Annotated in this window: 11 protein-coding genes and 1 pseudogene; 9 read left to right on the forward strand and 3 right to left on the reverse strand. The window is 62.6% G+C overall.

The genetic code is table 11. The features are described 5' to 3' along the window. Positions 1 to 37 precede the first annotated feature (37 nt). The 5 genes and pseudogenes from ftsH to AYM40_RS42060 all read left to right on the forward strand — a co-directional run bounded on the left by ftsH (position 38) and on the right by AYM40_RS42060 (position 4,618). Positions 38 to 1,939 carry an ATP-dependent zinc metalloprotease FtsH gene (gene ftsH / locus AYM40_RS35690; RefSeq protein WP_082855541.1) on the forward strand — a complete coding sequence of 634 codons (1,902 nt, stop codon included), beginning with the start codon at positions 38 to 40 and terminating at the stop codon, positions 1,937 to 1,939. Positions 1,940 to 2,301: 362 nt separating this feature from the next. After that, a complete protein-coding gene (locus tag AYM40_RS35695) occupies positions 2,302 to 2,922 on the forward strand; it encodes a LemA family protein (RefSeq protein WP_063500932.1) in 621 nt (206 codons plus the stop codon). 20 nt (positions 2,923 to 2,942) lie between these two features. After that, positions 2,943 to 3,778, forward strand: a pseudogene (locus AYM40_RS35700) (TPM domain-containing protein). Between the two features lie 2 nt (positions 3,779 to 3,780). Next, positions 3,781 to 4,278: a TPM domain-containing protein gene (locus AYM40_RS35705; protein WP_082855542.1), complete on the forward strand. Its 498-nt coding sequence runs from the start codon at positions 3,781 to 3,783 to the stop codon at positions 4,276 to 4,278. A 169-nt stretch (positions 4,279 to 4,447) separates the two neighbouring features. Continuing rightward, on the forward strand, positions 4,448 to 4,618 hold the full coding sequence (locus AYM40_RS42060; protein WP_181448481.1) for a hypothetical protein: 171 nt from the start codon (positions 4,448 to 4,450) through the stop codon (positions 4,616 to 4,618). Between the two features lie 65 nt (positions 4,619 to 4,683). Here AYM40_RS42060 and AYM40_RS41685 read toward each other — a convergent pair whose 3' ends face one another. From AYM40_RS41685 to AYM40_RS35715, 3 genes are read right to left on the reverse strand one after another with little or no spacing between them, the layout of a single operon-like run. Then, positions 4,684 to 4,839 carry a hypothetical protein gene (locus AYM40_RS41685; RefSeq protein WP_158515387.1) on the reverse strand — a complete coding sequence of 52 codons (156 nt, stop codon included), beginning with the start codon at positions 4,837 to 4,839 and terminating at the stop codon, positions 4,684 to 4,686. A 10-nt stretch (positions 4,840 to 4,849) separates the two neighbouring features. Then, positions 4,850 to 6,145 (reverse strand): IS4 family transposase, encoded by a 1,296-nt coding sequence (locus tag AYM40_RS35710; protein ID WP_236720939.1) that lies wholly within the window; start codon positions 6,143 to 6,145, stop codon positions 4,850 to 4,852. Between the two features lie 4 nt (positions 6,146 to 6,149). After that, complete coding sequence (locus AYM40_RS35715; protein ID WP_063500933.1) at positions 6,150 to 7,682, reverse strand: phytoene desaturase family protein; 1,533 nt, start codon at positions 7,680 to 7,682, stop codon at positions 6,150 to 6,152. 266 nt (positions 7,683 to 7,948) lie between these two features. On the opposite strand from AYM40_RS35715, the gene AYM40_RS35720 reads away from it, so the two are divergent. The 4 genes from AYM40_RS35720 to AYM40_RS35735 all read left to right on the forward strand — a co-directional run bounded on the left by AYM40_RS35720 (position 7,949) and on the right by AYM40_RS35735 (position 12,426). Then, on the forward strand, positions 7,949 to 9,682 hold the full coding sequence (locus AYM40_RS35720; protein ID WP_063501104.1) for an ABC transporter permease: 1,734 nt from the start codon (positions 7,949 to 7,951) through the stop codon (positions 9,680 to 9,682). Between the two features lie 10 nt (positions 9,683 to 9,692). Next, entirely contained in the window at positions 9,693 to 11,012 is a 1,320-nt protein-coding gene (locus AYM40_RS35725; RefSeq protein ID WP_063500934.1) for a nitrate/sulfonate/bicarbonate ABC transporter ATP-binding protein, read from the forward strand. A gap of 3 nt (positions 11,013 to 11,015) precedes the next feature. After that, a complete protein-coding gene (locus AYM40_RS35730) occupies positions 11,016 to 11,705 on the forward strand; it encodes a VIT1/CCC1 transporter family protein (RefSeq protein ID WP_063500935.1) in 690 nt (229 codons plus the stop codon). A gap of 235 nt (positions 11,706 to 11,940) precedes the next feature. Continuing rightward, positions 11,941 to 12,426: a universal stress protein gene (locus AYM40_RS35735; RefSeq protein ID WP_063501105.1), complete on the forward strand. Its 486-nt coding sequence runs from the start codon at positions 11,941 to 11,943 to the stop codon at positions 12,424 to 12,426. The last annotated feature ends 144 nt before the right edge of the window (positions 12,427 to 12,570 follow it).

The following is a 12,570-nucleotide window of genomic DNA, read 5'->3' on the forward strand; positions in this document are numbered from 1 at the left end:
CCTATTCTGACCACATTAACGGTCGACGCTGAAAGCAATGAACAACAAATCCAACTTAACCGGCGTTTGGTTCACGGTCGGCATGATGCTGCTGTTCGTGGCGCAGATCTTCCTGTTCCGTGAGCCATCTGAGACGATCGCCTACAGCGATTTTCACCGGCTGCTGGTCGCGCGGCAGCTGGACAATCTGGAGATCGGCCCCGCACAGATTACCGGTAGCGTCCGGATGCCCGGCGCTGCGCCCTTGCTGCCTGCGTCCGCCGCCAGCGACCTCGCTGCCAGTGGCGCGCCGTGGCGTTTTTCCACCGTGCGCGTCACCGACGATCATCTGATCGACGATCTGGCGAACTCGGGTATCCGCTATATGGGCGTTGCGGACAGTACGTGGCTCGTCACGCTGCTTGGCTGGCTCGTGCCCGTGTTCGTGCTCGTCGCCGTCTGGAGCGTCTTCATGCGGCGCGCGGGCGGTGGTCTGCGTGACTTCGGCGGGATTGGCAAGAGCAAGGCCAAGCTATACGCGCAGCAGGACACCGACGTCACGTTCGACGATATCGCCGGCATCGACGAAGCGAAAGCCGAGCTGAAACAGATCGTCGAATTCCTGCGCAACTCGGAGCGCTATCGGCGCCTCGGCGGCAAAATTCCGAAGGGTGTGCTGATCGTCGGCGCTCCCGGCACCGGCAAAACGTTGCTCGCGAAAGCTGTCGCGGGCGAAGCGGGCGTGCCGTTTTTTTCCATTAGCGGCTCGGCGTTTGTCGAAATGTTCGTCGGGGTCGGTGCTGCGCGCGTGCGGGACCTGTTCGAACAGGCGCAGCAGAAGGCGCCGTGCATCGTCTTCATCGACGAACTCGATGCGCTCGGCAAGGTGCGCGGTGCGGGTGTGACTTCCGGCAACGACGAACGCGAGCAGACGCTCAACCAACTGCTGGTTGAAATGGACGGCTTTCAGCCGAATTCAGGCGTGATCATTCTGGCGGCCACCAATCGTCCGGAGATTCTCGACCCAGCCTTGCTGCGCCCCGGGCGCTTCGACCGGCACATTGCAATCGACCGTCCGGACCTCAACGGGCGCAGGCAGATTCTGCAGGTCCATGTCAAACACGTGACGCTCGCTGCGGACGTCGATCTGGGCGAACTCGCATCGCGGATGCCAGGTTTTGTCGGCGCGGATCTCGCCAACGTGGTCAACGAAGCCGCGCTGCATGCGGCCGAACTCGACAAGCCGGCCATCTCCATGACCGATTTCGACGAAGCGATTGACCGTGCGATGACCGGCGCGGAGCGCAGAAGCCGCGTCATGAACGAGCAGGAGAAGATCACGATCGCTTACCACGAAGCGGGTCACGCGCTGGTCGCGCAGAGCCGGGCCCATTGCGATCCCGTCAAGAAAGTATCGATCATTCCGCGCGGTATAGCAGCGCTCGGCTACACGCAGCAGGTGCCGACCGAAGACCGCTACGTGCTGCGCGAGAGCGAGTTGCTGGACCGGCTGGACGCGTATCTCGGCGGACGTGTGGCGGAGGAGATCGTGTTCGGCGACGTCTCGACCGGCGCGGAGAATGATCTGGATCGGGCGACCGCGCTGGTGCGGCATATGGTGACACGTTGTGGCATGAGTGCGGCTCTCGGGCTCGCTACGTTCGATGGCAGCAGTCCCGATCCCGGCTATTTCCCGCCGGTAGGTCGCGGCGAGCACTACAGCGAAAGCACGGCGAAGCTCGTTGATGACGAAATCCGGCGCGTGCTTGCTGCGGCGCACGAACGGGTCAGGCGCACGCTGGGTGACAGGCGCACGCAGCTCGATCGCATTGCGAAGCGGCTGCTCGAATGCGAAGTACTCGATCAGCAGACCTTACTCGGGTTGATCGCGGGCGACGGCGCGCCAGCACCGGGCACGCAACACCGTGCCCCCGACGCGGCCATCGCGTCGAACGGCTAGTCGAACGGCGAGTCGGGCCACGCAGCGCCGCTTTCCCTTCCCAACACGTCAGCACGGGCCATGGGTGGCTTGAATACATTGGCGATATCCAGACCGCCTTCGCCGCCCTCCTGTTGAACACCCTGCGCAAGCAGTGCCGTTCCGTAAAGAGATTGTCCTTTCGTTCTGACGCGGCGAGTGCACGGTAGTGCGCCCGAACGGATTTTCGCCTGACGGGTCACTTGATTTGGGTCAACGTACACCGGGTCCTTGCGCGTAGTCTGAAGTTGCCAGCGTCGGCGACGCAAGGACGCCGTTGTGGTCCACCGCGGTCCTCGTCAGAGGCGTACTCGGGGCAGTTTTCAGAAGAACAGGAAGGTTCAATGCGCACCCTATGTCTAGCATTGCTTGCGGTCATCGTGTTATCCGTCTCCGGATGCGGTTACAACGCTATCCAGACTCAGGATGAGCAGGTGAAGGCGAGCTGGTCGGAGGTACTCAACCAGTACCAGCGTCGTGCCGACCTCGTGCCGAATCTCGTGAACACCGTGAAGGGCTACGCGAGCCAGGAGCGAGAAGTGTTCACGAGCGTGACCGAGGCGCGTGCCCGGGTCGGTTCCGTGCAGGCGACTCCGGCGCTCATCAACGACCCGCAGGCATTCGCCAACTTCGAAGCGGCCCAGGCACAGTTGTCGTCTTCGCTATCGCGACTCCTCGTCGTCTCTGAGAATTACCCGCAGCTGAAGTCCGATGCCAACTTTCGCGACTTGCAAGCGCAGCTCGAAGGAACCGAAAACCGCATCACGGTGGCGCGTAACCGCTATATTAAGGCAGTGCAAGACTACAACACGACCGTTCGGTCATTCCCGTCCAATCTCACTGCAAGCCTGTTCGGCTACAAGGAAAAGCCTAATTTCTCGGTGTCGGACGAGGCGGCGATCGCGCGTCCTCCACAGGTCGATTTCAGCACGGCCCCCACGCCGGCCAGTGGAGCCGCCAATTGAACATCCTCAAACCCGCCAGCATGCTGCTGCTCGCCGTCCTCGCATTCTTGCCGTACGGTGCCGGCGCGGAGGTGGCGATTCCCGCATTGACCGCGCATGTCACCGACGAGACGGCTACGCTCACCAGCGAACAGCGCGCGGCGTTAGAACGGACATTGCAGGCGTTCGAGGCGAAAAAGGGCAGCCAGATCTCCGTACTCATTGTGCCCACGACCCAGCCGGAAACTATCGAACAGTATTCGATCCGCGTCGTTGAGCAATGGAAGCTGGGACGCAAGCGCGTTGACGACGGCGTGCTGGTGATCGTCGCAAAGGACGACCGGACGCTGCGTATCGAAGTCGGCTACGGGCTCGAAGGAGCGCTTACCGACGCAACCAGTAACCGCATCATCGACGAGACGATTGTTCCACGGTTCCAGCAGGGTGATTTTTACGGCGGTGTGGCGGCCGGCGTCGACAGCATCATGCACGTCGTCGATGGCGAACCTTTGCCGCCTCCGCAGCAGCATGCAGGTAGCGCGTCCGGGCAACTCGCGCGCTATTTACCGATTCTTTTCGTGCTCACCCTGGTGGCGGGCGGCGTGTTTCGCGCGGTACTGGGGCGCTTGCCCGGTTCAGTGGTGACGGCGGAGCCGTCGCGGCCGTCGCGTGGCTGTTGTCGGGCACACTGTTCATCGCCGTCGTGGCAGGCGCGATCGCGCTCGCTTTCACGTTGCTCGGCAGCGGTCTTGGCGCCTATGCCGGAGGCCTCGCTATCGGCGGCCCGCCGGGCAGATTCGGCAGCGGCGCCGGACGCACGATCTTCCGGGGCGGTGGCGGCGGATTTGGCGGCGGTGGCGCATCGGGCAGGTGGTAGCCATGAATCTCCAACGCATCATCAGACATCTGTTCGTGACACGCTGGCATGTGAATCGTGCGTTTCCGCCGCAGACGCTGCGTGCCATCGAGCACGCCATCAAGCAAAGCCATCGCGCGCACATCGGGCAGATCCGGTTTGCGGTTGAAGGCGCGCTTACCGATTACGGCTTTATCTGCAGGGATGTCGGAGAGAGAACGTGCGATCGATGTCTTTTCCGAACTGCGGGTCTGGGATACCGAACACAACAACGGGGTACTCGTCTATCTTTGCTGGCTGATCATGACGTGGAAATCGTTGCGGATCGCGGGGTGCATGCCAAGGTGAGGTCCGGCGAGTGGGAAGCCATTTGCCGGCAGATGGAGGCTGATTTCGGGATCGGCAAGTATCAGGCCGGCATACTCCGCGGTGTCGAGGAGATCACGGCCTTGCTCGCAAGACATTTTCCGGCCCAGCAGGAAAGGCTCAACGAGTTGCCGAGCAAACCGGCTGTGCTTTGAGCGGTTCCCAGCCGATGCCAACGTCGAAGATGATCAGGCTTACCAGATAAAAGATTTTTGCCGCATGCGTCTACCGTGAAGACCATCACGGCAGCGTCACACACGCAACGATTCCCCTACGGGGGCACGTTGATCCGGAAGTCCCCCACCAACCCTGCAAGGAAGAGCCATGAGTGCCACTACTGTCAGCAAACTACTTTCTGAATTTGACGACCTTGCCTCAAAAAGCGATGACGTTAACGTTCAGGCCCTGATTCGAGCAATGAAGCTTCATGCCGAACTCACGAATCTGCGTCTCGGCGCATTGGAACAAGCGATGCTTGCCTTACTGAAAAAGTGAGGAATACGGCAAGTTGAGAGCGTGAGCGCAGGGTGGTTCCGCGGCCACGCCTTACCCCGGTCGCCCTAGCTGCCGAAGCGCCTGAGCAGCGCCGGCTCGATGACGGCCGCCGACATCAGACCGCCCATGAAGGCCCCGGCGACGCCGGGCCCTGTCAGGTCCTGGCCGGCAAGCAGCAAGCCGTGGACGGGTGTGCGCACCCGTAATGCCGGGGTGGTCAAACGCATCTCGTTATACAGAAGTGTCGTAGCCGTCGCGCAAGATCTGGATGGTGCTCACAGCATCCATGACTCGCTGCATGCCAATCCACAACGTCTTCGCGCCCGGTTCACCATCGCTCTTGCGCCCGAGGAATCCACCCAGTGACGCGATCATCCGTATCATCTGGTTCAGTGTCGGTGGTTTTTTCGGACGCGCCTTCTTGCAGAGCACGTGAGCACCATGTATCTCGTCAGCCGCGAAGAATAGCGACGCGTTTAGCTCCGGACACGTTCTGCCCACACGCATGAGCCGTGCAATACGCCACGATACGACCATGTACAGCGCAAGTGCCTTCTCTACCCGTTCCATCTGCGAGAGCTGCAGCGCCTCAACCCGGCAGGCGTTCTTCAGGACATTGAAGAACATTTCTATTTCCCATCTCGCGCGGTACCAGTCGATGAGTTCGATGAGCGCATCCGCATCACCCGCTTCGCGGTTGGTCACAAGACGCCAGATGACTGGCTTTACGCCCGCTGGCGCATCCACCTCATACGCCTCGACGCAGGTGAGCGTGACGCTGACGCGACCGGGCAGCGTAATGCGCTGGCTGCGCAGTTCCTGCTTCACTTCACGTGCCTTCTGGCCACTGCGCCCGGGCAGCACGAAACTGATACGGCCGAGCACGTTACCCGCGTGCACCTTGTCCCACAGCTTTTCTTCGTCCTTCAAGGCACGGTTGTGCTGCGAGCGGATCAGCCAGTCCGCCGGTTCACCCAATTCCTGCGCACGCTGCATGAGCGCCGCGATGTCGCCTTCACGATCGGCCACATACACCAGCCGCGCGTCTGGCAGGGCCCGTGCCTGTTCGGCCACGATCTCATAGCTTTCGATCCACCGCGCACTTTCCCTGACTCCGCCACGCCTGCCGTTTGCATCGCGTGACTCGCGCGCCCACATCCAGGCATTCATCACACCCAGCGGCTCCCGATCCGGTGTCACCGCATAAGTCGCGTGAAGATACATGCCCACCTGTGCTTCATAACTGAGTGGGCCGGCCCCTTCGATGTCCTGACCGTTAAAGTTCAGCTCTGTCGTATCGGCAATGCACAGCACCACCGGCAACGCTCCCATGCGCGCCGTGGTGCGATCCCAATGCGGCTGCATCATGTCGCGCCAGTCGATGCGCTCATTGCCTAGAAAGCGATATGCTGCCATCGTCTCGGCCCAGCCTTCGCACGCGCCCGGAATGCTGGCCGTGGGCCGGCTGGCAAACCGTTTGATCAGTTCCTTCGCGCGCCGGTCTCGCCGTGGATCGCCCAAATCCAGAGTCTCAAATTCTTCGTCCACCCATGCTCCCGCGTCGTTTCGGATCTTCATGCTGAAAATCCGAGAGTAAACGCGAAATCCGCATTGTTAACAACCCCCTTCCGGCTACTTTGCTATCCAACATCGTCTCCGGAACTGTCGATTTGTGTATAACGAGATGGGTCAAACGGGCTGCCGTCATCTCAAGTCCATACATGGCGCCACCTGGCGAGCGCAAGTAGCGTTGCTGCGTCAAGGGCGTCGACAGCTCATGGAAGCGGATCAGTGGTGCGAGAGCCGGGAAGTGTCTGCAGAACCGTGCCAGCAGCCGTTTTTCGATTCGTCCCTTCAGCTCGAGGTACTGCTCGGAGCGCCTCCCGTCTGCCGTATCCAGCCACGGGGCGAAAGCGCGTGCATCGCACAGTGCAATCACCTCGGCCGTCGGCTTACCGGTCCAAGTTCGGTCTTTCATTGAGGGGAATGACACGAACAACCCCGGCGGGTCATCTTCTTCCACGTTGTGCCACACCCGCCCAATGTCTTCACTTTCGTAGATCCAAACATTGGCACCGGATGCGCCCGCCGCAGCGATATCGCCGTCGAGGCCGACGTACAGCGCCAGGTGCGCGAGGCCCGGGCGCAACCCGCGCAGCGTTTCCTGCCATGCGGGTGCCGTGGCGGCGTCGAGGCAGGATACGGTGTTGGCGATTCCCATCGCCGATATCACGTGGCTCGCGTGCTCAGTCCGGCGCGTGCCGCCTTGGCTAAACGCCACACCAGCCACATGGCCGCCGGTCACGAGGATGTGTTCTACGGCGGCCCCCAGTTGCACCTCGCCACCGGACGCTTCAACAACCGGAACGAGCGTGTGCCCGATGCGGGTCGGACCACCTACCGGATAGTACGCACCGGCATTGTATGAACCGGTAACCAGCGCGTGCTCGAGCATCGGCGCGCTGTCGGGGGGCGCGCCGTAGTCGCCCCAGCGGGCGCCAAGCACCGCACGCAGTTGCGGATCGGGCACTGCGGCCAACGTGCTGGCAAGCGTGCGTTGCGCCCAGTGCTCGACTTCGTCGCCGTGAATCAGGTGCATTCCCCAGGCGAGCCACTGAGGCATGCCGCACATCGCGAACCTCGCAAAGGCCGAATGCAGCGCGGCCTCGCACGCGGCGAACCAGCGCCCGATCGCCTCGTGCTGCGCCGGGAAGCGCGCGAGCAGAGCCTCGCGGTAACGCTCTTTCGGATACAGGATGCCAAACTCGATACCAGGCAGCCGGACGATGTCGTAGGGATTGCCGCAGGAGACGAATCGCAGTGCACCATCGGTCAGCCACGCAAGGATCCGGCCGATCTGCCCGCTTGAGCCTGCGATGTCGCCGACGCCGCCAATGTAGTGCACACCTGTAGCGAAGGTCCAGTCTTCCCGCGTAAAGGTCTGGGTGAGGCCGCCGGCCACGCTGTGCTGCTCGAGCACGAGCACGCGCCGCCCCTGACGGGCGAGCGCCGCCGCGGCGCCGAGGCCGCTAATACCGGAACCGATCACAATCACATCCCACATGACATCACCCTCCGTCCTGTCGCACTCGCACTCGCACCGCTCGCGCAGCGGGCCGCATGAATGACATCAAAGCGCACCGCATCGCAGCGCGCTTGATACATGTCAACGATTTGCTCCAGTAGCACGGTATTTGTCAGCGCCTTGACACACGGCCTGTCAACACTGGGGCTATCCACCCGAGTACTGGGCATCGCATGATGCAGGTCAAACGGGATGTGCCCGATTCGGACACGATAGTCAGGGTACCTATCAAATGGGGAAGCACCGTGGAGCACCACGCCGAGGTTCTGCAAGGGGGAAGATGGCACCAGCACGGTCCGAGCTGGCAGGATCTTGCCGCGGTGCTGCTGGTGTTGGGCATGGTGATCCTGATGGGTGTGGGCGTGCGGCAGATGGTGGCCCCGCTTGTGGTCGCTCATCAGCCTGGCATCTCGCTCTCGCCGGCCGCGCTGCCGCTTTACACGCTGCGAACCATCACGCGGATGCTGGCCGCGCTTGTCGCATCGTTGATCTTTACGTTCACGTACGCGACGCTCGCCGCCAAGAGCCGTCGGGCCGAAATGGTCCTGATACCGTTTCTGGACGTCCTGCAATCGGTGCCTATTCTGGGCTACCTATCCTTTACGGTGGTGTTCTTCGTCTCGCTGTTTCCCGGCAATGTACTGGGCCCGGAACTCGCGGCGATCTTCGCCATCTTCACAAGCCAGGCCTGGAACATGGCGTTCAGTTTCTATCAGTCGCTCAAGACGATCCCGATCGGCCTCGACGAAGCGAGCCGCAGCTTCCGTTTGTCCGCGTGGCAGCGCTTCTGGCGGCTCGAAGTGCCGTTCGCGATGCCGGGGCTGATCTGGAACATGATGATGTCGATGTCGGGAGGCTGGTTTTTTGTCGTAGCCGCAGAAGCGATCTCCGTCGGCAACCTGCAGATCGCGCTTCCGGGTGTGGGATCGTATGTCGCAACGGCGATCCAGCAGCGCAGCCTCGCTGCAGTGGGATGGGCGATCCTCGCGATGACCATTGCTATCGTCCTGTACGATCAACTGCTGTTCAGGCCGATGGTTGCCTGGGCCGACAAGTTCCGCCCCGAGGATACCGCCGCGCAAACCGTGCCGCGAAGCTGGGTGCTCGATCTGTTTCGCCGCTCGAGGGTCGCCGCTCGCCTTTCCGGCCCAGTTGGAGCCAGGTTGCAGAGGGCGGCACGCGCGAGGCTGGTGTTGCCGCATGCCGTTCATCTGACCCGCTGGTCCGCGCCTCGCCGCGTGGCGGACGCGCTCTGGCTCGTTGTCATCCTCGCGGGCGTCGCCTACGCTGCGTGGCGGCTCGCAGGATTCGCCCGCGGCTCGCTCTCGTGGGCCGATTTCCGGATCGTTGTGAGCAACGGGGGGATTACCCTCGCGCGCGTCGCGTTCCTCGTGCTGCTCGCCTCTGTAGTCTGGGTGCCGATCGGCGTGGCAGTCGGCTTGCGGCCGCGCTTGACCGCCCGGGTCCAGCCGGTTGCGCAGTTTCTGGCCGCCTTCCCGGCCAACCTTCTGTTTCCGGTGTTCGTTTATTTCATCGTGCGCTTCGGTCTCGCACCCCGGATCTGGCTCGTTCCCTTGATGATTCTGGGCACCCAGTGGTACATCCTGTTCAACGTCATTGCCGGTGCGAGTGCGTTTCCGAGCGACTTGCGGGAAGCGGCCACGAGTTTTCGCGTGCGTCCATGGCGCTGGTGGCGCGACGTCATGCTGCCTGGCATCTTCCCTTACTACGTGACCGGCGCGATCACCGCATCGGGCGGCGCATGGAATGCGAGCATCGTCTCCGAGGTGGTCAGCTGGGGGCCGACGAGGCTGAACGCCGGCGGCCTCGGCGCTTACATCGCCCAGATGACGGCCGCTGGGGACTTTCCCCGTATCGGACTCGGTATCGCTGTGATGTCAGTGCTCGTCATCGCCATCAACCGCCTGGTATGGCGGCCGCTGTACGCCTTTGCAGAACGCCGCACACGGCTTGATTGAGGGGCAATCCATGGACAGAATCGCGCCTGCCGTCATCCACGCACCGACCATTGCGTTCGACAAGGTCTGCATGGCCTTTGCAAGACCTTCTGGCGGTCCGCTGCCGGTGTTGTCGAATATCGACCTGGCCGTGGGCGAAGGTGAGATTCTCGGCTTGCTTGGACGCTCGGGGTCGGGCAAGTCCACCCTCCTGCGCATCGCCGCCGGGCTGATCAAGCCGACCTCGGGGCAGGCGCTCTACCGCGGGGTGCCGTTGACGGGTCCATCGGAGGGCATCGCCGTCGTGTTCCAGACGTTCGCGCTCTATCCGTGGCTCAACGTGCTCGAGAATGTGGAGTTCGGCCTCGACGCACTCAAGCTGTCGCACGATGAAGTGCGCCGCCGCGCGATGGCGGCGATCGACCTGATCGGGCTCGACGGTTTCCAGTCCGCATTCCCTCGCGAACTCTCCGGCGGCATGCGCCAGCGGGTTGGCTTCGCCCGGGCCATTGTCAGCGAGCCGACGCTGCTGCTGATGGACGAACCGTTTTCAGCGCTGGACGTGCTGACGGCCGAAACCTTGCGCACCGATTTCCTCGATCTCTGGACCGAACATCAACTCTCCACCCAGGCTGTGCTGATGGTGACGCACAACATCGAGGAGGCGGTCATGATGTGCGATCGCATTCTGGTGCTGGGTGCGAATCCCGGTCACATTGCGGCTGAAATTCAGGTGCCGTTGCCGCAGCCGCGCAACCGGCTCGACGCGTCGTTTCTCGCAATCGTCAACGAAATCTATTCGATCCTGACCTCGCGCATGGCCGAAGCGATCGACAGGCAAAGCCAGATCCACGGAGGCCTCGCGCTGCATTTACCTGATGTATCGATCAACAGGATCGGCGGATTCATCGAGAACCTTGCTTCATCCGCGTTTGGCGGCCAGGCAGAACTGGCGAAGATCGCCGCTCCGCTTGGCCTGAAAAGCGGCGATGTGTTTCCGATTGCGGTGGCCTTGCAAATCCTGGAGTTTGTCGACGTCAAGGCCGGCGCGATCAAGCTCACGCCGGCCGGCCGCGTGTTCGCGCACAGCGAAATGGATGAACGCAAGCGGCTTTTCAAGGAACACCTGCTTCGCTTCGTGCCGCTTGTCGCCCATATTCATCAGGTACTCGACGAGCGTGAGGCGCACCGCGCACCGCGGGAACGCTTCGAACTCGAGCTTCAGGATCATCTGAACCGGAACGACGCCGACAACACGCTGCGCATCGCAATCGACTGGGGACGTTACGCGGAACTCTTCACCTACGACGACCGCACACGAACGTTCGGCCGCGACGAGGCAAAGGGATAGACGATCGTGTATCCCCATACCCATCGTACGCATCGTTCCGGCTGGCTTCGCGCCGCTGTGCTCGGGGCCAATGACGGCGTGCTGTCCATGTCGGGGCTGATGGTCGGCGTGGCCGCGGCGCAGACGCAGCCACACGGCGTTCTGGTGTCAGGCGTGGCGGGCCTCGTCGCGGGGATGCTGTCGATGGCCGCAGGCGAATATGTTTCCGTCAGTTCGCAGGCCGATGTCGAGCGTGCCGACCTCGAAGTCGAGCAACTGTCCCTGCGAAACGAGTTCCAGAAAGAGCAGGCTGAACTGGCGGGCATCTATGTGCGGCGCGGCCTCGACCCGGAGCTCGCGCAACGTGTGGCTGTGCAACTGATGGCCTTCGACGCGCTCGGCGCCCATGCGCGCGACGATATCGGTATATCGGATGCGACGACGGCGCGACCCATCGTTGCGGCAATCACCTCGGCGTTGAGCTTCGCGAGCGGTGGCGCCGTGCCGCTGCTTGCCGCGACCCTGGCGAAGCGTGCGGCGCTCATACCGGTGGTTGCCGCTGTGTCTCTGCTTCTGCTGGCGCTGGTGGGCGCCCTCGCTGCACACATTGGCGGCGCGCGTATCGTACCGGGCATGCTGCGGGTGCTCGCATGGGGTGCGATCGCGATGAGTGTCACAGGCTTCGCGGGCACGCTGTTCGGTGCGCTCGCGTGAGAACGGCGCGCATCGGGCGACGCTTGCGCGCGCAGCGCTTCATAGGGACTCGGCATTGACCTGCGTCAACAGGGCGGCCGCGGCATTGCATAGTCTGAGGCGTAGGGGTGACGGCGTGGCCGGAACCCGCATCCGGGATGCGGACGTGATGACTCAGGGTGTGGTTTCCGTCGACGAAACCACACCGTTGAGCGAGCTGGCGAACGGAATACAAGCTTCGGGGGAACGGAACATCATGTATCACAAGATTCTGTTAGCGGTAGACGGAAGCGACGCGTCGAAACGAGCCGGAGAAGAGGCATTCCGGATCGCGGCGTTGGCGCGCGCTCGCGTGCACGCCTTATACGTCGTCAGCAAATGGGGGCTCGCGCCGTATGCCGGCTACTATGAACCGGAAGCGCTCGGCACAGTGCTGCGAGAAGACGGCCGGCTAGCGTTGGAAGCGGTGCGCGCGGCGATGGCCGAACGGGGGATCGCGGGCGATATCGAAATCGACGAAACACAGAATGCCGCCGACGATATCCCGAGCTGTCTCGAACGGTGCATTCAGCGGCAACACATCGATCTCGTCGTGATGGGAACACACGGCCGGCGCGGCGCGAGCAGGATCGTGCTGGGTAGCGTGGCCGAGGGTTTGCTGCGCATGTCGACCTGTCCTGTGTTGCTTGTGCGCTCGCCCCGAAACGAGACTGCGCAGGGCGGGCAGGGCACCCACGGTTAAGCCAGGCCCACGGAAGAAGGACGGGTCGCGGCAGGTCGCCGCTGCTCGCGGCGTTGCAACGTTCGGGCGCCTCCTCCCGATGACGAACCTGCCATTTTGGACGGCGGGGCGTTGTCAGAAACAGCTCGTATGCATGACGCGATC

Origin of the sequence: Paraburkholderia phytofirmans OLGA172 (assembly GCF_001634365.1) — a bacterium.
Taxonomy (GTDB): domain Bacteria; phylum Pseudomonadota; class Gammaproteobacteria; order Burkholderiales; family Burkholderiaceae; genus Paraburkholderia.